Source organism: Streptomyces sp. BK022, from assembly GCF_004217355.1.
Lineage (GTDB): Bacteria > Actinomycetota > Actinomycetes > Streptomycetales > Streptomycetaceae > Streptomyces > Streptomyces griseoluteus.
Genome location: NZ_SHKU01000001.1, coordinates 1128283 through 1148176 on the forward strand (window position 1 = coordinate 1128283; position 19894 = coordinate 1148176).

The 19894-nt window shown below is 72.6% G+C and carries 19 protein-coding genes; 5 read left to right on the forward strand and 14 right to left on the reverse strand.

What is annotated here, in order from left to right:
* Position 1 precedes the first annotated feature (1 nt).
* From hypA to EV284_RS05150, 9 genes are all read right to left on the reverse strand, one after another.
* Positions 2 to 349: a hydrogenase maturation nickel metallochaperone HypA gene (gene hypA, locus EV284_RS05110; RefSeq protein WP_130330627.1), complete on the reverse strand. Its 348-nt coding sequence runs from the start codon at positions 347 to 349 to the stop codon at positions 2 to 4.
* Between the two features lie 7 nt (positions 350 to 356).
* Positions 357 to 557, reverse strand: a complete 201-nt coding sequence (locus EV284_RS05115; protein ID WP_130330629.1) for a hypothetical protein — start codon at positions 555 to 557, stop codon at positions 357 to 359.
* Between the two features lie 20 nt (positions 558 to 577).
* A complete protein-coding gene (locus EV284_RS05120; protein ID WP_130330631.1) occupies positions 578 to 784 on the reverse strand; it encodes a hypothetical protein in 207 nt (68 codons plus the stop codon).
* A gap of 37 nt (positions 785 to 821) precedes the next feature.
* Complete coding sequence (locus EV284_RS05125; RefSeq protein WP_130330633.1) at positions 822 to 1406, reverse strand: DUF5947 family protein; 585 nt, start codon at positions 1404 to 1406, stop codon at positions 822 to 824.
* Entirely contained in the window at positions 1403 to 1975 is a 573-nt protein-coding gene (locus EV284_RS05130; RefSeq protein ID WP_130330635.1) for a NifU family protein, read from the reverse strand. The genes EV284_RS05125 and EV284_RS05130 overlap by 4 nt, the downstream gene beginning before the upstream one ends.
* Positions 1968 to 3761, reverse strand: coding sequence for a nickel-dependent hydrogenase large subunit (locus EV284_RS05135; protein WP_130330637.1), 1794 nt, complete (start codon positions 3759 to 3761; stop codon positions 1968 to 1970). Before EV284_RS05135 ends, EV284_RS05130 begins: the two co-directional genes overlap by 8 nt.
* 68 nt (positions 3762 to 3829) lie before the next feature.
* A complete protein-coding gene (locus tag EV284_RS05140; protein WP_130330639.1) occupies positions 3830 to 4921 on the reverse strand; it encodes a hydrogenase expression protein HypE in 1092 nt (363 codons plus the stop codon).
* Between the two features lie 84 nt (positions 4922 to 5005).
* Complete coding sequence (locus EV284_RS05145) at positions 5006 to 6469, reverse strand: hypothetical protein (protein ID WP_207228914.1); 1464 nt, start codon at positions 6467 to 6469, stop codon at positions 5006 to 5008.
* Positions 6470 to 6597: 128 nt separating this feature from the next.
* Positions 6598 to 7254 carry a DedA family protein gene (locus EV284_RS05150; RefSeq protein ID WP_130330641.1) on the reverse strand — a complete coding sequence of 219 codons (657 nt, stop codon included), beginning with the start codon at positions 7252 to 7254 and terminating at the stop codon, positions 6598 to 6600.
* A 195-nt stretch (positions 7255 to 7449) separates the two neighbouring features.
* On the opposite strand from EV284_RS05150, the gene EV284_RS05155 reads away from it, so the two are divergent.
* Positions 7450 to 9009, forward strand: coding sequence for a hypothetical protein (locus EV284_RS05155; RefSeq protein WP_130330643.1), 1560 nt, complete (start codon positions 7450 to 7452; stop codon positions 9007 to 9009).
* Here EV284_RS05155 and EV284_RS05160 read toward each other — a convergent pair.
* A complete protein-coding gene (locus EV284_RS05160; protein ID WP_130330645.1) occupies positions 8976 to 10004 on the reverse strand; it encodes a LysR family transcriptional regulator in 1029 nt (342 codons plus the stop codon). The two genes, EV284_RS05155 and EV284_RS05160, sit on opposite strands and share 34 nt — an antisense overlap.
* Positions 10005 to 10212: 208 nt before the next feature.
* Here EV284_RS05160 and snpA (EV284_RS05165) point away from each other — a divergent pair, with 208 nt between their 5' ends.
* Together snpA (EV284_RS05165) and snpA (EV284_RS05170) are read left to right on the forward strand one after the other, a co-directional pair.
* Positions 10213 to 10884: a snapalysin gene (gene snpA, locus EV284_RS05165; RefSeq protein WP_130330647.1), complete on the forward strand. Its 672-nt coding sequence runs from the start codon at positions 10213 to 10215 to the stop codon at positions 10882 to 10884.
* A gap of 223 nt (positions 10885 to 11107) precedes the next feature.
* Positions 11108 to 11779, forward strand: coding sequence for a snapalysin (gene snpA, locus EV284_RS05170; RefSeq protein ID WP_130330649.1), 672 nt, complete (start codon positions 11108 to 11110; stop codon positions 11777 to 11779).
* A 64-nt stretch (positions 11780 to 11843) separates the two neighbouring features.
* Here the strand turns inward: snpA (EV284_RS05170) and EV284_RS05175 are convergent, their stop codons facing one another.
* The gene (locus tag EV284_RS05175) at positions 11844 to 12713 is read right to left on the reverse strand and encodes a DMT family transporter (protein WP_130330651.1); all 870 of its coding nucleotides are present in this window, start codon (positions 12711 to 12713) and stop codon (positions 11844 to 11846) included.
* A gap of 198 nt (positions 12714 to 12911) precedes the next feature.
* Here EV284_RS05175 and EV284_RS05180 point away from each other — a divergent pair, with 198 nt between their 5' ends.
* Positions 12912 to 13688, forward strand: a complete 777-nt coding sequence (locus tag EV284_RS05180) for a family 16 glycosylhydrolase (protein WP_130330653.1) — start codon at positions 12912 to 12914, stop codon at positions 13686 to 13688.
* A 91-nt stretch (positions 13689 to 13779) separates the two neighbouring features.
* Here the strand turns inward: EV284_RS05180 and EV284_RS05185 are convergent, their stop codons facing one another.
* Genes EV284_RS05185 through EV284_RS05195 form a run of 3 tightly spaced genes read right to left on the reverse strand, consistent with a single transcriptional unit; the run spans position 13780 to position 18526 of the window.
* Positions 13780 to 15147: an MFS transporter gene (locus EV284_RS05185; protein ID WP_130330655.1), complete on the reverse strand. Its 1368-nt coding sequence runs from the start codon at positions 15145 to 15147 to the stop codon at positions 13780 to 13782.
* Positions 15144 to 17156 carry a PEP/pyruvate-binding domain-containing protein gene (locus tag EV284_RS05190; protein WP_130330657.1) on the reverse strand — a complete coding sequence of 671 codons (2013 nt, stop codon included), beginning with the start codon at positions 17154 to 17156 and terminating at the stop codon, positions 15144 to 15146. Before EV284_RS05190 ends, EV284_RS05185 begins: the two co-directional genes overlap by 4 nt.
* A complete protein-coding gene (locus tag EV284_RS05195) occupies positions 17153 to 18526 on the reverse strand; it encodes an ATP-grasp domain-containing protein (RefSeq protein WP_130330659.1) in 1374 nt (457 codons plus the stop codon). Before EV284_RS05195 ends, EV284_RS05190 begins: the two co-directional genes overlap by 4 nt.
* Positions 18527 to 18825: 299 nt before the next feature.
* On the opposite strand from EV284_RS05195, the gene EV284_RS05200 reads away from it, so the two are divergent.
* A complete protein-coding gene (locus tag EV284_RS05200) occupies positions 18826 to 19863 on the forward strand; it encodes a PAS domain S-box protein (protein WP_130330661.1) in 1038 nt (345 codons plus the stop codon).
* Positions 19864 to 19894 lie beyond the last annotated feature (31 nt).

Genomic DNA, 19894 nt, shown 5'->3' on the forward strand with positions numbered 1-19894 from the left:
GTCAGGGCACCGCCTCCACGGCGGTGATCTCCAACTCCCGTCCGCTGCGCAGGTCCTGCGACGGCTGGTCGCAGGCGGGGCACCAGAAGAACGGCGGCATGCCCACCGCGAACTCCGCCGCGCACCCGCCGCACCAGGCCACCGCCGTCACCTGCTCCACCACCAGCCGGGCCGAGGCGAGCGAGGTGCCGTCCCGGGCCACCTCGAAGGCGAAGTGCAGCGCGTCCGGCACCACACCCGCCAGCTCACCCACCCGCACGGTCACCGAGGAGACGTCCCCGGCGCCGTCCGCGCGGGCGATCTCCCCGGCCTGCTCCACGATCGCGGTCGCGATCGACAGCTCGTGCACCGGGGCCTCACGGGTACCGGCGGACCGCGCGGCGGCCGCCGGTCATCCGGTAGATCTTGATCTCCCGGATCATGCCGGGGACCTCCTTCACGAGCAGCAGCAGCGTCAGACCGGCGAGCACGGCGGCCTGGGCGGCGAGCACCCGCCGTCCCGTCCACAGGGTCCGCTCCGTCTCCGCGACGGCTCGCGCGGCTTTTCCGATCTTCATGGCGCTCACTTCCTGCCCTCTCATCCCGGTGGGATGTTCGGCATGACGTCGAGGATGGCGTTGTGCCGCTTGGCGCGGACACCCGTGGAGCGGCGCGAGTCGGCGGTGCCGTCCTCGTGATGGCCGACCTGCTTCTGACAGGGGCCCCTGTTGCCCTCGTGCAGACCCGCCACGTGCGTCGGCGTGTCCGGCCTCACCTGGGGGCGGCCCACTCTGATCCTGCCCATGATCGTCTCCTCTCCGGGCTTCACCGGTCTCTGGGCTTCACGAACGCTCGGTGAGCTCCGCGAAGAACCGTTCGACGGCCGGCCACACCCGGCCGCCGCCGGACAGCCCCTGCCACTCCGAGCGGACCAGGGCCACCATCCGGAAGCAGTCGTCGACGGGCACGATCCAGTGCTCGTCCTGGCCGCGCACCGTGTTGACCAGCAGCGCCTCCACGTCGGGTACCACGGAGGCGAGCGGCGGACACGCGGCGGCCAGCCCCTGCCAGGCGTCGGAGTCCACCTCCCACCGCATGGCCCCGGCCGGGCTCGGCCCCTGCGCGGTCACCGTGCCGTCGGCGCGCGGCACGAAGAACACCAGACCCACCGGCACCCCCAGGGCCGCCGTGTCCACCGGTGCCAGCCGCACCCGTCGCCGGGGCACCAGCCGATACCGGCCGCCGCCCGCGCCCTCCCCGGCGAAGAGCACCGAGCAGGGACCGCAGACACAGCGCACCTCGTCGGCCGCCGTCTCGAACAGATGCGGATGCTCCTCGGCCACCGGCGCGGCACACAGCTCGCACGTCTCGGGCCGCCCGGCCCCGGCCGGGCCCGAGCGGATCAGCCGGGCCAGCGCCCCGCTCACCGCGCCTCCTGCGGACGCTCCGCCCGGCGCGTGGTCAGCGCGGCGAGCGGCACGAACGCGGGCGGCTTCGCCCGCTCGGCCGTGACCGCCTCCACCGCCCGCAGTTCCGGGGCCGCGGCCAGTACGGTCGCCCGCACCACCTCGGTGACGTCCCCGCCGCCCCCGCCGCACCCCGATCCGCAGCCTCCGCCGCCGGAGTCGACCCGCACGCGGGCCACCTCACCCTCGACGCCCAGCCACTGGAGGTCACCACCGCGCTCACGCACCGCCGGCCGCAACCGCTCCACCGCACGCTCGGCCCGCCGCTCCGGCGGCTCGGGGTGCAGGGAGTGCAGCACCAGCAGATGCGCCAGCAGCTCGTCACCGGCCGCCCGGTCCAGCAGGGCGGCGTCCGCCCCGTCGAGCATCCGGGCCAGCGCCTCCCCGTACACCTCGGTCAGCAGGCCCACCGACTCCAGGGCCTCGGCGGTCAGCGGGCCGCTGCCGGACTCCAGTCGCTCCAGCAGCCCGTCCAGCCGGGCGAGCCGGGCCTCGACCGCCGGGTCGGCGAGCCGGGCGCCGTCAGCCATGGTTCGCGCCGTAGGTGGGGGAGTGCACGACGTCGAGGGTCCTGCCCTTGCCCATGTACATGTGCACGCCGCACGGCAGACAGGGGTCGAAGCTGCGTACGGTGCGCATGATGTCGACGCCCTTGAAGTCGTCCGGCCCGTTCTCCTCGAAGATGGGCTGGCCCTGGACGGCGTCCTCGTACGGGCCGGGGGTGCCGTAGATGTCGCGGGGGCTCGCGTTCCACGGGGTCGGCGGGTACGGGTGGTAGTTGGCGATCTTCTTGTCCTTGATCACCAGGTGGTGCGAGAGGACCCCGCGCACCGCCTCGTGGAAGCCGCAGCCGATCGCCTCGTCCGGTACCTCGAAGTCCTGGAACACCTTGGTCTCGCCCGCCCGCAGCAGCTCCATGGACTCCTCCAGGAACTGCAGGGCCATCGCGGCCGCGTACGCCACGAAGTAGGGCCGGGCCCGGTCGCGTTCGAGGGTGTTGCTCCACTTCGGGATGGACCACTCCAGCGTGGTCTCCGGAAGCGACTCGCCCTTGGGGAGCTGGATGCGCACCTTGCCGTTCGCCGCCTTGACGTACCGGGTGTCGACCAGGCCGCTCAGCGCCGTCGACCACAGGCGGGCGAGCGGGCCGCCGCCGGTGTCCAGGGCGAGGTGCTTGTCCGTCTCCTGGTGGTACCAGCGCGGGCTCATGACCCAGCTGTAGTTCCCGTCGAACTCGCGCTTCTGCGGCACCGGGACGGTGGTCTGGTTCCACGGGTGCCGCATGTCGACCGGGTTGCCCAGCGGGTCGTGGGTGACGAACGGCTGCTCGTTGACCCAGTCGTCGTAGTACGAACTCCCCAGCATGATGCGCATGTTGAGGTTGATGTCGATCAGGTTGTTGGTGACCAGCTCACCGTCGACGATGACACCCGGCGTCACGTACATCGCCTTGCCCCACTCGTTCATCGAGGCGTAGCGGTAGTCCACGACGGCGGGGTCCTGCCAGGCGCCCCAGCAGCCCAGCAGGATGCGGCGGCGTCCGACCTCCTCGTAGCCCGGCAGGGCCTCGTAGAAGAAGTCGAAGACGTCGTCGTTCATCGCCACCGCCTTCTTGACGAAGTCGATGATGTGCATCAGCCGGCTGAGGTAGTCGGTGAAGACGCTCGGCTGCGGCATGGTGCCGACCCCGCCCGGATACAGCGTGGAGGGGTGCACGTGGCGCCCCTCCATCAGGCAGAACATCTCCCGCGTGACCCTGCTGACCCGGAGGGCCTCCTTGTAGACCTCGCCCTCGAAGGGGTTGAACGCCTTCATGATGTCGGCGATGGTCCGGAAGCCGTGGATCTCCCCGCGCGGGGCGTCGGTGCGCTCGGCGCGGGCGAGCAGAGTCGGGTTGGTCGCCTTGACCATGGCCTCGCAGAAGTCCACGAACACCAGGTTGTCCTGGAAGAGCGTGTGGTCGAACATGTACTCGGCCGCCTCGCCGAGGTTGGTGATGTGCTCGGCCATGGGCGGCGGCTTGATCCCGTACGCCATCTGCTGGGCGTAGTTGGAGCAGGTGGTGTGGTTGTCCCCGCAGATACCGCAGATGCGCGAGGTGATGAACCCGGCGTCGCGCGGGTCCTTGCCCTTCATGAACACCGAGTAGCCGCGGAACAGCGACGAGGTGCTGTGGCACTCGGCGACCTCGCGGTTGGCGAAGTCGATCTTCGTGTAGATGCCCAGGTTGCCGATGATCCTGGTGATCGGGTCCCAGGACATGTCCACGAGCTGTGCGGGTTTGCGCCCCGTGGGCCGGGATTCGGTGGTCGTCATCTGCGGTACTGCCCTCGCTGTCGGGGTGGGTGCGGGTGGGGTGCGGTGCTGCCGTGGCCGTGGCGGCGTCAGGGACGCCAGTACGGGTCGTAACCGCTGGTGAGCTTGGACTTCCTGTGCCGCCACTTGGGCTCGTGGTTGACCATCTCGTTGGTCACGCCGCGCAGTCGGCGCACGACCGCGCCGTACGGCTTGATGACCAGGGAGGACAGGGTGCCGCCGGGGGGCTCGTCCATGAACGGCATGAACGCGTCCGGGAAGCCGGGCATGGTGCACCCGATGCAGATGCCGCCGACGTTCGGGCAGCCGCCGATGCCGGCCATCCAGCCGCGCTTGGGCACGTTGCAGTTGACCACCGGCCCCCAGCAGCCGGTCTTCACCAGGCACTTGGGGGAGTTGTAGTCGAGGCCGAAGTCGCCCTGCTCGTAGTACGAGCCCCGGTCGCAGCCCTCGTGGACGGTCTTTCCGAACAGCCACTGGGGCCGCAGCATGTGGTCCAGCGGGGGCGGCGGCGCGTCACCGGCGGCGTGCTGGAGCACCCAGATCAGGGTCTCCATGAAGTTCTCCGGCTGGATCGGACAGCCGGGCACGTTGACGATGGGCAGCCCGGCCGCCGACTTGTAGTCCCAGCCCAGGTAGTCGCCGAGGCCCATGGAGCCGGTCGGGTTGCCGGCCATGCCGTGGATGCCGCCGTAGGCGGCGCAGGTGCCGGCCGCGACCGTGGCCCACGCCTTCGGGGCGAGCTGGTCGATCCACCAGTTGATGGTCTGCGGCTGCCCGGTCGCCGGGTCGTTGCCGAACGACGTCCAGAAGCCGTCGCCCTCGATGATGTCCTGGTTGGGCACCGAGCCCTCGATGACGAGGATGAACGGGGTGTCCAGCTCGCCGCGCGCCGCCGCCCGGTAGGGGGCGAGGAAGTCCTCGCCGCCCAGGCTCGGCGAGAGCACCTTGTTGACCAGGTTGACCTTGGGAAGGCCGGGGATCAGGCCGAGGACCACGTCCTCGATGGAGGGCTGCATGGCCGCCGTCAGGGAGACGGTGTCGCCGTCGCAGCTCATCCCCTCCGAGATCCAGAGGATGGTGATCTCGTCTATCCCCTCGTGCTCCTCGGACTGTTCGATCCGTTCACGGGCCGCGGTGGTGTGGCTCTCGGTGGTCATGTCGCCTGCCTTCGCTGCGGTCGGTCTGCCGCTGGGGAGTGGGTGTCGCCGTCAGGGGCGTCCGGTGCCCGGGTGCGGCGGGGCTCACGGCCGCGGTGCGGCGCCGTCCCCTAGGGGTTCGAGTTCGTCGGGCCGGAAGTAGTGGAAACGGCCGTACCAGCCGTGCAGTTCGGCCGCCGGATCGTCGTCGACGGTCACCGCCAGGTGCACGCTGCCGTCCACGTCGTGGAAGACCGCGGCCACCTCGGCGGTCCGTCCGACCAGGAACATGTCCTGGGCGTCCGCCCCGCGCAGCCGGGGGTTCAGCCGCACCCGGCTGCCGGTGCCGAGCGGGACGCCGGCCACGGTCACGGTGTCCGTCGTCGGGGACAGCCCGGCGTCGCCGCCCTCCTGCCACCAGGCGGGCCGCGCCCCGGAAGGCTCTGCGGCCGGGGCCAGCGAGCGGATCGCGCCGTGCAGGTTCGCGAACACCTCGGGCGGCATCGTGTCGACCCGGTCGAGGATGCGCGCCGCGCGCGGGTCGGTGGCCCGCGCCTCGGCCTTCTCCTCGTCGGTCAGCAGCATGGTGCGCAGCGTCAGGATCTCGTCGATCTCCGCCGCGTCGTGCAGATCGCCCGGACTCTCCGGCGCCACCTGCGGATGGTCCGGCAGGATGATCGGCGCGGAGAGCACCACGGGTCCGGTGGCGCCGTCCGCGCTCTGCCCGGCCGGCCCGCCGAGCACGGGGAAGGTGAAGGCACTGCGGCAGCCGCGTGCCCGCTCCCGCAGCGCGGCCGGCGGGTCGGTCTGCGACACGAACTCCAGTCCCTCACCGGTCAGCAGGGTGTGCGCGGCGAGCAGTGCCTGCCGCAGCGCCCGCCCGCGCGGGGCGCGGACGTCCGCCGCCTCACCCGCGTTCTCGGTGCGCACGCACAGCCGGTACAGGCCGTCCGCTAGCTTCTCGGCCCCGACCGTGGTGTGCGCTTGTACGTGCTCACGGCGGCGCACCACCCGCCCGGCGGCGCCCAGTTCCCCGGTGTCGACGGCCGGAGGCGCCGAGACCTCGGCCGTGCACGGGCCGTGCAGCAGCTCCGCCAGCGGCCAGGCGAGGTCGACCTCGTACGGGACCGCCTCGTCGAAGCTCAGGTGTGCCGTGCCGTCGTCGCCGCGCAGGGACTCCACCGGCCGGTACCGCCCGTCCTCTCCCGGCGCCTCCACCTGCTTGCGCTGGAGCTGGAGGTAGCGCACCCGTACCCGGAGCACCGCGTCCGGAGTGGCCCGCACCAGGCACTCGGTGCGCTGGTACCAGGAGTCGGCCGAACCGGAGACGCCCTCGGCGACCGGGCCGTCCGCCTCCACCCAGGCACGGGGGAGCAGCACCCCGAACTGCCAGCGGACCCGGTTCTTCGCCGAGGAACGCCGGTAGGGATAGAGCAGGTAGCCCTCGTACAGCACGGCGTCCGCGACCGCGCCCACCCCGGTGAACGGATCACCGGACAGTGCCTCGGGGATGTCCTGGCCGGGCGCGGCGACACACGCGGTGCCGCCCTCGCCTCCCGTGTCAGCCATGCCGCCTCCTCGCCGCCGGTGCATGGGGCCATGTATCCCACCGCGCTCCACCACCGTCACACCGCTCACGCACCCTCGCCCCTTAGGCGGACCCCGGTTGAGCCGGGCGGGTGACGCGTGAGGGCCCCTCAGTCGCCGGTGTCGCCCTGGCCCCCTCGGCCCCGGGCGCGGCGGGAGCGGACCACTTCCACGAGCAGCGGCAGCAGGGAGACGGCGACGACCAGCGCGATCAGCGGGAGCAGGTAGTCGTCGACGTGGTCGACCGACGCGCCCAGCGCCCAGCCCGCCAGGACGAGGCTCTGCGACCACAGCACCCCGCCGACCGTCTGCCAGACGGTGAAGACGCGCGTCGGCACCCCGAGCGCCCCGGCGGCGGGGTGCAGCACGGACCGCAGCATCGGCACGAACCGGCCGATCACCAGCGCCTTGCGGTACCCGTACCTGGCCAGCAGGCGTTCCGCCCGCCCCACGCCCTCCTTGACCCGGCGGCTGGAGGTGCGGGTGAGCAGCGCCCGGCCGCCGTGCCGTCCGATGAGGAAGCCCACCTGGGCGCCCGCCACCGAGCCCACGGCGGCGCAGAGCATCACCTGCCACAGGACCAGCCGGGGCGGCTGCCCGCCCTGCTGGGCCGCGCAGAGCACCCCGGCGGGGAACAGCAGCGTGTCACCCGGCAGGAAGAAGCCGACGACCAGCAGCCCGGACTCGGCGAAGGTCACCGCCAGCACACCCAGGGCGCCGAAGGCGGCCAGCAGGGACGCGCTGTCCGTGGGGTTGACGGCGTTCACCCGCCCATCGCCTCCCGGCCCGCCGATCGGTCGTCCGGCATCCAGTCTCACGTGAACCGCGCCCACGCGCCCCCGCATCCTCCGGCGCACCCACCTTCGCGCGGTGTGCGCACCTTGGCGCGCACCCTCTGTCGTGCACCCGACACTCGCCGTAGACTCATGGCGAGCGCGGGGCGGTTGACAGGGGGAGCCGACATGCCGGAAGCGCCGTACGGTCCGTACCAGGGGTTCGCCGTTCCGCCGATGCCGTCCGGGCCGCCGCCGGCGCCGCCGAGCGCGCTGCGCGCGGCCGCCGTGGCCCTGCTCAATCTGAGCGGACTCGGCCTCGGCTACGCCCTGCTGCGAAGATGGGGCGCGCTGGCGCTGTGCCTGGCGGCCACCGCCGTCCTTCTCTTCACCGCACTGCCCGCCGACGCCGACGGCCTGCCCGCCGGGGTGCTGGTCGGCTACCTCGTCGTCCTGCTGCTCGCCGCCGCCCACGGCGCCCGCCTGGGCCTGCGGACCCCGCTGTCCCCGCGCGCGCCCCTCGCTCTCGTGCTGGGCCTGGTGCTGCTCGCCGTACCGGCCGGCGGCGCGCTCTGGTACGACGGTGCCCGCGCGGAGGCCGAGCAGCGGGCGCTGCTCGACCGGCTGGACAAGGCCGACGACCTGGTGGCGGCGGCCGGCCGGCACACCTTCGCCGCGTCCCGCTCCGACTACCGCACCGCCCTCGCCGTCTACCGCGACCTCGCGGTCGACCACCCCGGCTCCCGCGCCGCCGACCGCGTCCCCGCCCGGCTGCGCGCCTACTACGCGAGCGTCGGCGCCGCGTACGGCCGCGGGGAGTACTGCGTAGCCGTGGAACCTCTCCAGTTCCTCCGTACGGTGCCGCGCACCATGCCCGCCGGCCAGCTCGGCTCGCTCACCCGCTGGCCCGACGACCGGCTGGCCACCTCGCTCTACGAGTGCGGCAAGGCAGACCTCGGCGACGGCGGGGCGGCGTGGGTCGACCGGTTCCGCGAGCTGCTCGCCGACTTCCCCGGCTCACCGGCCGCCGCCAAGGTGGTACCGGCCGTCGACGCGGCCGTACGGACCGCGCAGCAGGGAGTCGGCGGGAACGCGCCCTGCACCGCCGTGGACCGGCTGCACACCCTGGACACCCGGCTCACCGACCTCGCCGCCACGGCCGGCGACGCCTCCACCGGCCTCACCGCGGCCGCCGCCCGCGCCGGGAAGGGCGGGGACGCGGGCGCCTACGAGTGCGGGGTGGACCAGTACAAGGAAGGCGACTTCGCGGGAGCGCGGCAGAGCATGCGGAGCTACGTCTCCGACAGCAAGGCCGGCGGGAAGCGGGAGAGGGCGGAGAAGATCGCCATAGCCGCCGAGGTCGCCCAGACCCTCCCGGCCGCCGGGAAGAAGCTGCCCACCACGGCCTCGGGCGGCAGCATCTCCGTCACGGTGAAGAACGACAGCCCCCACGACATCACCGTGCTCTACACCGGCCCGGTCACCGGCAGCTTCACCCTCAAGGCGTGCGGCGGCTGCACGGCGTACTCGCTCACCGCGACCATCACGCCGGGCTTCAAGCCGTGCTCCGACAGCGGGCGGAACTACCCGCGGCGCACGATCAGCCTGCCCACCGGCACCACGTACTTCGTGCACCAGCCCCAGGGCACAGGCGCCGGTTCACCCGCCTCCGACACCGCGCGGCTCAGGTCGGGCTACGTGTACACCGAGTGCGCCTACACCACGCGGACGTTCGGGTCCGGTACCTGACCGGGCCCCGCGTCCGGGCCCGGTACCGTCCGGACGGCGGTGCCGCACAGGGCGGCGGGGCGCGGCTCCGGTCCGCGCTCCAGCCAGTCCCGGTACGCGGGTGCCTGGTGGGCCACCTCCCAGTAGGCGTCGGCCAGTTCCTCGAAACCCCGGTCGAGGTCGGTCTCGGAGCGGGCCGCGAGCAGCAGCCGCACCCCGATCGGGTCGCCGTGCAGCGGGCGGATGGCGAGGTCGGAGCGGGGGTGCGCGGTGGGCTGGCTGACCGTGACCACCTCGCCGGTGGCGGCCAGCGAGTACGCGGTGAGGTAGTCGCCGTGCAGCAGGTCCGGCTCGATCCCCGCCTCGCGCAGCACCCGGCAGATCGCGTCCCACTCGCCGTCCACCGTGGAGTCGACCATCCACCGGTCCTCGGCCAGCTCGGTGAGCCGCACCTCGCGCCTGGCCGCCGCCGGATGGTCGGCCGCCAGCGAGACGAACTGGGGCTCGCGTTCCACCAGCACCCGCAGGCGCAGCCCCGGCGGGACCCGCAGCGGACTGCCCTCCACCTCGTGTACGAAGGCCAGCTCCAGCGCGCCCTCGGCCACCTGGCGCAGCAGCGCGTTGGCGGAGGCGTCCATCTGGAGCGAGGGCTCGGCCGCCGGGACCCGGGAGCGCAACCGGCGCAGCCAGCCCGGCAGGGCGCGGCTGGCGGTGGCGCCGATCCTCAGCCGGGGCCCGGCCGAGGCGCGGGCGGCGGCGGCGCGGGCCTCGGTGACGAGGGCGTCGAGTTCCCCGACCAGCGGCCGGGCCCGGCTCAGCACCAGCCGGCCCAGCGGGGTGGCGCGGCAGCCGGTGTGGCCCCGGGTGAAGAGCGGGCCGCCCAGCGCCTTCTCGATGCGGCGCAGCTGGGTGCTCAACGAGGGCTGGGCCAGCCCGAGTTCACGCGCCGCCTGATGCAGGCTGCCCGCATCCGCGATGGCGCACAGAACCCGGAAGTGCCTCACCTCTAGCTCCATGACGGGAGCCTAGGGCGGGTTTGCATGCGCACGCCAGACGCATAAATCGCCGCGCACCGCCACGAGTTGCCGGTGATAGCCCCGTGCTATCGCAACTTGCCATTAGCCGGACGCTGTTGATCTATCCAAGACTCGGACGCAGCCGGTCGTTCACCCCCACTCGAACGACAGGCCACCCCCACACGCACCGAAAAGAGGAGCACCCCACATGCCGTCCTCCCGCAGGCCCGCGAAGAGCACCAGAATGATCGTCGCCCTCGGCCTCGGCGTGGCCGCCGCCACGTTCGGCGCCGCCGCCCCCGCGTCCGCCCAGCCCGCCCCCGTCGCCGCCCCGCACGCCGGGTACACCGGCTCGGCCCAGGAGGCGGCGAACACCAAGGCGTTCTTCGACGCGGTCCTGAAGTCGGTCGCCGAGAAGCGGGCCGAGAACCCGGGCCTGAAGTCGGTCACCATCACCTACAACCCGTCGGCCGCGCCGAGCTTCAGCTCCCAGATATCGAGCGCCGCCTCGATCTGGAACAGCTCCGTCTCCAACGTGAAGCTGTCCGCCACCTCCGGCACCGGCGACTTCTCCTACCGCGAGGGCAACGACTCGCGCGGCTCCTACGCCTCCACCGACGGTCACGGCAGCGGCTACGTGTTCCTGGACTACGCCCAGAACCAGGAGTACGACTCCGTCCGCGTCGTCACCCACGAGACCGGCCACGTGCTCGGTCTGCCGGACCACTACGAGGGTCCCTGCAGCGAGCTGATGTCCGGCGGCGGCCCCGGCCCGTCCTGCACCAACTCCAGCCCGGACGCCGCCGAGCGCGCCCAGGTCGACCAGCTCTGGGCCAACGGCTTCGCCAAGGCGCTGGCCAAGGTGAACCAGGCCCGCTGACACCCGGGCACGCCCGGCCGTACCCCCGGACCGCGGATCGTCGCACCCCACGCGACGGTCCGCGGTCCGTCGCGTCCCCGGTCCGGGCCGCAGTGCCGCCGATAGCACGCTCCTATCCCAACTTGCCATCATCCGGACGTCGTTGACCTGCCCGAGACTCAGGGACAACCGGCCGTTCACCCCCAATGGGCGGCCCTCCCCACGTACGAAACGAGGACCCCACATGACGTCGTCCCGTACGTCCGCCAAGACCGTCAGATCCCTCCTCGCCCTCGGTCTCGGCGTGGCCGCCGCCGCGCTCGGCGCCGCCACCCCCGCCTCCGCCCAGCCCGAGCCCGTGGCCGCCCCGCACGCCGGGTACACCGGCTCGGCCCAGGAGGCGGCGAACACCAAGGCGTTCTTCGACGCGGTGGTGAAGTCGGTCGCCGAGCAGCGGGCCGAGAACCCGAGCCTCAAGGCCGTCACGGTCTACTACAACGCCAGCCAGGCGCCGAGCTTCCGCTCGCAGATATCGAGCTCCACCTCCATCTGGAACAGCTCGGTCTCCAACGTCAAGCTCGCCTCGACCACCGGCACCGGCAACTTCTCCTACTACGAGGGCAACGACTCGCGCGGCTCCTACGCCTCCACCGACGGCCACGGCCGGGGCTACGTCTTCCTCGACTACGCGCAGAACCAGCAGTACGACTCGATCCGGGTCACCGCGCACGAGACCGGCCACGTGCTGGGCCTGCCCGACCACTACAGCGGCCCGTGCAGCGAGCTGATGTCCGGCGGCGGCCCCGGCACCTCCTGCACCAACCGCTACCCGAACGCCACCGAGCGCTCCCGCGTCAACCAGCTCTGGGCCAACGGGCTCGCCAAGGCGCTGGCCAAGGTGAACCAGGACCGCTGAGCGTCCCTGTGACACGCGCGGGCCGTCGTCCACCGGGTGGGTGACGGCCCGTCCGCGTGAAGGCTCAGTCGTCCGAGCCCGGCGGTGGCCGCTCGATGAGGTTCTGCACCGCCCGGCTCAGCACCAGCACGCCGCCGACGATGAGGAGCGCCCCCAGCGCCTCCGGCACCAGCCACCAGCCGGTGCGGATGCGCTCGTGGAAGAGGAAGACGCCCAGGGCCAGGCTCACCACCGCGTCCCCGATGGTCAGCGCCGGCTGGGCGGCGGCCAGCGGACCCGCCTGGAGCGCGTTCTCCAGCAGCAGCACCGCTCCCGTGCCCGCCAGCGCGAACCCGTACGTCTGCCAGGCCGTGAGGAAGGCGACGAACCCCTCGTCGGCGAACGTACCCGTGGCCGACTTCAGCAGAGCCGCCGTCAGCGCGTTGGCGATCGCCGAGCCCGAGGCCAGCAGGGCGGCGCGACCGGTCGCCGGACGCTCGCGCCGGGCCAGCAGCGTGACCACCACGACCGCCCCCACGCACAGCACCAGCGCCGGGACCCAGCGGGTGAGCGGCGCCTGGTCACCGGCCCCGTGCGGCGCGGCCGCCGCCAGCAGCACGGCCAGGCCCACCACCACCGCGCCCACCCCCCACCAGCCGTAGCGGGGGAGGTGCCGGTGCAGCAACGGGCCGACGATCAGCAGCGCGAACGGCAGTTCCAGGATGAACAGCGGCTGCACCAGCGCCAGCGGCCCGTTGACGAGCGCAAGGCTCTGGAACACCGCGGCACCGATCACCCCGGCCATGCCCAGCAGCCACGCCGGGCGGCGCACCAGCTCCGCCAGCAGCTTCACGCCGCCGCGCTCGCTGGTGGAGGCGGCCTTGCGCTGGAACGCCGTACCCATGGCGTTGCTCGCGGCACCCGCGACGGCGAAGGCCGCGGCCAGTTCGATCACTGATTTCTCCCGCCTGCGTAAAGGCTGTGAAAAGCCTACGAAAGCCCTGCCCCGCGCGCCGCCCGACCGCGCCGCGCACACCCGTCCGGCGCGGGGCCCTGCCGGAAACGTCCTCCCGTATTCACTCGTTCGGGTACTTTCTGTGCTCATGTCCGGGTCCGGGTGCATGGCGCGTCGCTGGACGGAGAGAAAACGGGCATGCACGAACCGAATCCGGGCAGCCCCCTCCCCGGTCAGCGGTCCGCCGCCGCTCCCGACGTGGTGTTCACCGCCGACTTCACGTCCGAACGGCAGTGGGTGGCGGGCCGGTCCTGGGCCTATCCCGACGGCGGCCCGGTGAATCCGGGCGACGACAAACTCGACTACCTGGTGGCCGACCCCGCCTTCAGCCGCTCGGGCGTCTTCCGGGCCCGGCGCAGACCGGACGGCCGGTGGAACACCGGGCTGCTCACCACCGAGGGCAGCCAGGACGGCTTCGAGGTCCGCACCGGCGACATCCTGGAGGCACGCGTCCGGCTGCCCCGGGAGATCGGCGCCTGGCCCGCCATCTGGACCTGGCGGGACGGCGGCCAGGAGGTCGACGTCTTCGAGTACCACCCCGACAACCCCGACCTGCTGGAGTTCACCAACCACGTACGCGGCAGCAACCGGTACTTCCGCGACGACATGATCAGCCCCGGGGCCTGGGCCGACCTGCGCACCGAGTTCGGCGCGCGCTCGGTGGTCTGGTGGGTCAACGGCAGACGGGTCTTCGCCGACCGGCGCGGCACCGGACGCAACTGGCACGCGTACCTCATCGTCAACCTGTCCGTGTGCGGCGGGCGCTACCATCCGCCGCCCCGCCGGGAGACCTCGGAGATGTCGTACACGGTGAGCAGACTCGTCGTCCGCCGCCCGGACTTCGGTCTCGCCGCTCAGCCCCAGGGTGCCACCGCCGAGCAGGAGGGGGCCGACGAGAAGAGGGCCGGAGCCTGACGCGCCGGCACCCGCTCGGTCGACCGGTCAGGCGTAGTCGGTGGTGGAGGTGAAGTAGCCGGTCAGTGCCTTGTCCAGATCTGACTCCAGGTCAGGGCCCGGGGGCCGTTCCTTCGTCGGCGGGCAGGGCGACCGGTCCGCGAGCCGGGAGCCACCCCGTCCTGCGGGGTCCCGGCTCCGCCCCGTCCGCCCCCTGGCGCGCCCGTCGTGCCCGGTGCGCGTGGCGCAGCGCCAGGTGCAGGACCAGGACCAGCGCGCACGTGGCGACGGCCGACTGCCACAGCAGCGTGTCGAGCCGGTCCGCCGCCAGATAGGCGCCCGCGGCCACCGCGGCCAGGGCGCACACTCCGCGGTCCACGATGCTCTCCACCGACAGCAGGGTGGCGCGCGGGGCGTTCTCGGGGATCGCGTCGTTGATGAGTTTGCGCTGCACCGGGTAGCAGAAGCCGGTGGTCGCGGCGAACACGCACAGCAGCCCGGCCACGGTCCACGGACCGCCGACGGTGGTGGCCGCCAGGGTGGCCGCGAGCGCCACGCTCAGCAGCGAGACCCAGGCCGTGGGAGAGAGCCGGGATGCCAGCCACTGAGGGCGCGCCGAGGCGATCGCCTCCGCGACCGTCATGGCCGCGAGCACCGTGCCATGGCCGCTCTCGGCGATGCCGTGGTGCAGCAGCACCGGCTGGAAGAGGTTGACCTGGCAGATCCGGGACAGCGTGAAGACACCGACGCCCTGGACCATGAGCAGGGCCAGCCAGGGCGACGACCTGAGCACCCGCAGTGCGGCCCCGGTGTCGCGCAGCAGCGCCGGGCCGCGCCGCCCGGAGTCGTCCGTCGCCTTCCCCGTGTCGCGCCGGGCGGTCCGCGGCAGCGCGAGGGCGCACCCCAGCGAGCCCGCCGCGCTCACCGCGCTCAGCACGTACGGGGACTGAGGCGCCAGCGCCATCAGCGGTCCGACGAACGGCCAGCAGACCACCTTGGCGGCCAGCCCCAGAGCACGCGCGCTGCCCTCCGCACGGAGATAGTGGGAGTCCGCCCCTTCCGCTCGCAGCCCGTCGTACAGGCAGGCACTGGCGGCACCCGACGCCAGGGAGCGGCCGGCGGCGATGGCCAGGAAGTGGAGGAGGAAGCCGGTGTAGGAGGGCGAGAACACCGGCATCAGGTTCGCCGCGGTCATGACCGCGGCGCCCGCCCACAGGCAGTTGCGGGGGCCGATGCGGTCCGCGACGAGTCCGGTGGGGATCTCGAAGAGGCAGAAAGCGATGTAGTAGACGCTCTGGATGCCGAAGATCTGGCCGTCGGACAGGCCCGCGTCCCGCTGGTACGCGTAGAAGACGGGCATCCACCACAGCAGGTTGAACAGCAGCTGGAAGCCGTTGTTGAGGCGGATGATCCGCCGGGCCGCCGGGGTCAGGTCGCCCTGGGGCGCTCGGCGCCACGGGGTGAGCGTCCGGCGCCTCATCGGGCGTACGGGCGTACCTGGACCAGTTGGAACGCCCCCTCACCGGTCATGAGCCATTCGACGTCCAGGGGGTCGTCCGGGTCGCCCTGGCTGAAGTGCGACTGCAACAGCCGCCCGGCCAGGGCCAGTCGGGCCAGGACCGCCCGTGTGTCCGCCGTCAGGTCCGTGCCCGACGATCCGACGGCGACCGTACGGCCGCCGCCCTCGACGGTGTTGTACAGGTACTGGTGCGGCAGCACCGTGCCGTCCACCACCCCCTCGGGTGAACCGATGGTGCAGTTGAGGTAGACGTTGCGGAAGTCCTCCCGGCGGGTGGGGTTGCAGGTGACCAGGACACCGCCGAGGTCGGCCGGCGCGTACTCCTGGATGATCACTCCCATGTAGGTGTCGTCGAGCGGGATGCCCACCTGGTGACGCATCCGCACACTGCGCGGCGAGAGCAGTGAGGCCCAGACGTGGACGACGGCGGACATCAGCTGCTGTGCGCCGCGCACGGTCGTCACCGAGTCGTAGATGCCCGCTGCCGAGAACCCCGGCAGATCCTCGGCGTTGGAGGAGGAGCGCACCACGAGGCGGCGTCCGTCGGCCAGCAGCCACGGCACCGAGCCGGTGATGGCTCGCGCCACCTCCTCGGGTACCGGGGTGCTCCGCATCAGGTGCTGGAGGTCCAGCGCGAGCGAGTCGATCATGTCGGTGGCGTCGAGTTCGAGCGCCATCTTCAGTTTGCCGATGCCCTGTTGGAGACCGGGCGACGAGGTCAGATAGAGATGGTGCAGATGGAACGGCAGCGCGACACCCCGCGGGGCCCGGACCGTTCCGGCCACGCGTTCGAGGGCCGCGGAGCGGAGTTGGTCCAGGGGCGCTCCCGGCTCGCCGAGCCGCGCCCCCAGATGGGCGAGCAGGTCCGGCCGTGGCGGGCGCGGGCGGGCGTAGAAGGCGGTCAGATCCGCGGACCGGCTGTCCAGGACGTGGTGCAGTTCGCCGAGGTTGGCGGCCTTGGTGCCGTAGCTGTCGCGGTCGTCGGCGCGCAGCCGGTGCAGTTCCATGATCGGCGCGTCCCCGATGAGCGGGGGCTCGATGTGGATGCGCTGGGCGTCCCAGACCGGCCGCTCCAGCTCCGGGGCGCGGTCCAGCCGTTCCAGGGTGATGGTGTCTTCCCGCACGCGGTAGTCCACCCACGTGCCGTCCAGGTCCTGCCGCTCCACGAGAGCGTCCAGGTCGCGGATGATCGCGTTCGGGATGCCCCAGCCCGAGGCCAGCACATTGGTGTGCGAAAGCGGTGTCGTGGCGGCGGTGTTGATGAAGCCCGCCACCCGGGGCACGTCGTCGGGCAGGCCCGCCATGGCTACGATGTCCGACCAGCCGAGGTCGGCGGCGCCCGCGCGGTACTCCCGCTGACTGCGGAAGTACCGGAGCCGGCCCCGCGCCGCCCCCGGGTTGAGGCAGGTCCTGGTGCGGTTGCCGAAGAGTTCCTGGCTCAGGATGCGGGGGAGGCGGGCGTCGCTGACTCCGGCGAGCTCGTGCTCCTGGCCGTGGTTCGCGGGCTTGAGGAGCAGCGGGAGGCGTCCGTCCACGCGCTGCCGCACGTAGTCGTAGAAGTCCTGGAGCAGGGCGCCGTGCATGGTGTCCGCCTCGGTCGTCTCCAGGACGAGGAAGGGGCGTTCGGTACCGTCGGCGTCCTCGTCGCTGTGCAAGGAGAGGACTCCCAGCAGGAAGCGGCGGTCCGGCGCCATGTACACCGAGGCGTTGAAGGCGTCCAGCTCCGCGTCGAGCTGTCCCGGTGTCATGCCGAGGACGCGGGTGGCGATGTAGTCGACGTGGAAGGGGTGGACCCGGGTGTCCAGCACATGCCAGGTGTCCTCGGCCCGGTCCACCACGACCTTCAGGTACGGGTGTCCGGCGAGCACGCCGGACAGCGTGCGGAACAGCGGCAGCGACAGGTTGGCCCCGACGACGGTGCCGTCGGCCGCCGCCTCGGGGACGGGCGTCATGTCCTGTGCGAGCGTCATGCGCGGACCTCCTCGACGGCGTCCGCCGACAGGATGTCCGGCAGCGCGTCCACCAGGGCGGTGAAGTCGCGTACGACGGTCTGCGGCCGGTCGGCCGACAGCAGGCACAGTCCGGCCATGGTGTTGGCGCCGCCCGCGGGATCGTAGACCGGCACCGGCGAGCCGTCCGGCAGGGAGCTCTCCCGGACGACGGACAGCGTGCTGCCGGCGGCGACCGGTGCCTCGCGGACCACCGTCGAGGAGTCCCACAGGCCCCGCCGCGCCCACGGCGTGCCGTCACCGTTGACCGCGAGCACCACCAGCGACCCCGCCGCGCGCCCGGCGTCGGCGGGGGTCAGCGCCCGGGCGGGCCAGGCGGGCGGACGGCCGAGCATCTGGTCGGTGAAGATCCCGACGAGATCGAGGCCGAAGACCTCTTCGATCTGCGGCACGGTCATCGCGCCACCGAACCGGGCCGCGGTCTCGATGACCCACATCCGGCCGTCCGAGCCGAGTTTGATCTCCGTGTGGGTGCCGCAGTTCTCCAGCCCCAGCGCGTCCACGGCCTGCCGCGCGAGCCGCACGATCCGGTCCTGCGCCGCGCTCTCGACCGCGGCCGGCGTGATGCCGGCGCGTTCGGTGAACGGTGGCACCGTCGGCATTCGCCCGGTCAGGCAGACCGGCCAGAACTCGCCGTCGACGACGGCGCCTTCGACGCTCACGTAGTCACCCCAGCCGGGGTCGTCGAACCAGTCCTCGGCCCGTCCGGTGACGATCTCCTCGACGATGAAGTCCTCGGAAGCCCCCCGCACATGCAGTTCGGCGAACCCGAGTCGCGCGGACTCCGCCATCACCTGTCCCGAGCGGCTCCACGCCTGCCGCGCCCGCTCGGGCCCGTCGATGATCTGGTGCGCGGTCGACCCCGCACTCCAGGCCGACTTGAGCAGCAAGGGACATGACAGTTCACGAGTCGCGGCCTCCAGTCCGGCGAGGCTCGTGACGGCGCGGAACCTGGGCTGCGGCACGCCGCGCCGATCCCAGGCGGCGCGCATCAGCCGCTTGTCGCGGGCGAGACCGGCGGCGGCGCCGGCACCCCGCAGACCGAGCCGTCGGCACGCCTCGGCCACCGCGACCACGGCGTACTCGGAGAAGGTGAGGACGGCGTCCGCCCTCACCTCGCGGGCCCGGGCGGTGATCAGCTCGACCAGATCCCGCTGCTCCGCCCCGGACGGCGCGACCACGGAGGCGCACAGCCGCGCCGCGTCTTCCTCCATCCCCTCGGGCAGCTGGCTCAGCAGCAGGAGGTGCACCGTGGACCTCGCGGCCACCCGGTCCAGCGCATGGCCCACCGGGGGGCCGCCCTTGGCATGCACGTACAGCACCTGGCTCATGCGGTTCCGTCTCCTTCGAAGTCGCGGTCCTCGACGCCCACAGCACCCCTGCCTACCGACCGCCTCCTTTCAAGCGAACCAGTCCGAACCCGCCGCTTACCCGGGGTCGCGGGTTCGCCGCTCAGGCAAATGCCCTATTCGGAAAGGCGGTCCGCGTCCCGTGAAGGTTCGGTGATGCCCTAGCGGACAGGCGGTGCGGGCAGTGAGGACGACCGGCGCGCCCGCCTCTCCCGGGTGCTACGGCTTACACGCGAGGCATCACCGAACGTCACACAGCGCAGCGTCGAAGGAGTGGGGCCGTGAGCGAGACGGAGTCCAGGACGTGGCCGGTTCACCCGGCGGGTCCGCCCGACCACAACCCGTTCGGCGCCCTCGCCGAACTCGCCCCGGCCCCCGCGTTCATGCGCGACGACACGGGCTGCTATGTATGGGCCAACCACGCCTACGCCCATCTGTACGGGACGACCCGTGACGCGTTGATAGGCCGCCACCTGTCCGATGTGGACGAACCAGCCGACGTGGACCGCTTCCTCGCCATGGACCGGCAGGTGCTGGCCGAAGGCAGGTCCGTGCGGCACACCCTCACCTACCGGCGCCCCGACGGGTCCCTCGCCCACGCGGCGGGCTACCGCTTCCCGGCCACCTGGAGCACCGGGCGCTGCGTCGCGGGCATCTACGTCGACGTGACCGACTACGTCCGGGCGACGGACCAACGGCACCACGCCGAGGCGGACTTACGCGCACTGCGCGACCACAGCGGACTGGCCTGCGTCAGACTGACACGGGACGGGCGGGTGAGCGAGGCCGGCGTAGCGGCGGCGGAGGTCCTCGGTGTCCGGCTCTCCGACCTGGCCGGCATGCGCGCCGACTCGCTCCTCGCGGACACCCGCGAACACGCCGACCTGTTCCGGGCATGGACAGACCTGATCAGCGGACGGCGCAGGAGCGCCCGCGCCCTGGCGGTACTGGTCGACGCGGAGGGCGCACAGCGCCGGGCCCGTATCCATCTGACCACCGTCAGCACACCGGCGCCGGGCGGGACCGGAGTGTGGGCCGTCGCCACCCGCCTGAGCCGACGTCAGCGGACCCAGCCGACTCTGACGCCCGCCCAGCTCCGCATCGTCACCCTGCTCGCCGCCGGTCGCACCAACACCGACATCGCCGCGGAACTGCGCCTGTCGCGTCAGACCCTGGACTACCACCTGAGCCGCCTGCGCCGGCTCCTCGAAGCACCGACCCGCCCCGCGCTCGTCGCCCGCGCCTACGTCCTGGGCCTCCTCTCCCCGCAGATGTGGCCGCCCCAGGCCCCCTCGGGAGCGGGCGCCTCCGGCCCGTGACCGACACCGAGGTGACCGGCTGCTGGCCGAC

Excerpts from the sequence above, each read along its gene's own strand:
- EV284_RS05115 (WP_130330629.1), bottom strand. The coding sequence starts at position 557 with ATGAAGATCGGAAAAGCCGCGCGAGCCGTCGCGGAGACGGAGCGGACC.
- EV284_RS05160 (WP_130330645.1), bottom strand. The coding sequence starts at position 10,004 with ATGGAGCTAGAGGTGAGGCACTTCCGGGTTCTGTGCGCCATCGCGGAT.
- EV284_RS05155 (WP_130330643.1), top strand. The coding sequence starts at position 7,450 with ATGCCGGAAGCGCCGTACGGTCCGTACCAGGGGTTCGCCGTTCCGCCG.
- snpA (WP_130330647.1), top strand. The coding sequence starts at position 10,213 with ATGCCGTCCTCCCGCAGGCCCGCGAAGAGCACCAGAATGATCGTCGCC.
- EV284_RS05185 (WP_130330655.1), bottom strand. The coding sequence starts at position 15,147 with ATGAGGCGCCGGACGCTCACCCCGTGGCGCCGAGCGCCCCAGGGCGAC.
- EV284_RS05135 (WP_130330637.1), bottom strand. The coding sequence starts at position 3,761 with ATGACGACCACCGAATCCCGGCCCACGGGGCGCAAACCCGCACAGCTC.
- EV284_RS05145 (WP_207228914.1), bottom strand. The coding sequence starts at position 6,469 with ATGGCTGACACGGGAGGCGAGGGCGGCACCGCGTGTGTCGCCGCGCCC.
- EV284_RS05130 (WP_130330635.1), bottom strand. The coding sequence starts at position 1,975 with ATGGCTGACGGCGCCCGGCTCGCCGACCCGGCGGTCGAGGCCCGGCTC.
- EV284_RS05190 (WP_130330657.1), bottom strand. The coding sequence starts at position 17,156 with ATGACGCTCGCACAGGACATGACGCCCGTCCCCGAGGCGGCGGCCGAC.
- EV284_RS05180 (WP_130330653.1), top strand. The coding sequence starts at position 12,912 with ATGCACGAACCGAATCCGGGCAGCCCCCTCCCCGGTCAGCGGTCCGCC.
- EV284_RS05120 (WP_130330631.1), bottom strand. The coding sequence starts at position 784 with ATGGGCAGGATCAGAGTGGGCCGCCCCCAGGTGAGGCCGGACACGCCG.
- EV284_RS05195 (WP_130330659.1), bottom strand. The coding sequence starts at position 18,526 with ATGAGCCAGGTGCTGTACGTGCATGCCAAGGGCGGCCCCCCGGTGGGC.
- EV284_RS05140 (WP_130330639.1), bottom strand. The coding sequence starts at position 4,921 with ATGACCACCGAGAGCCACACCACCGCGGCCCGTGAACGGATCGAACAG.
- snpA (WP_130330649.1), top strand. The coding sequence starts at position 11,108 with ATGACGTCGTCCCGTACGTCCGCCAAGACCGTCAGATCCCTCCTCGCC.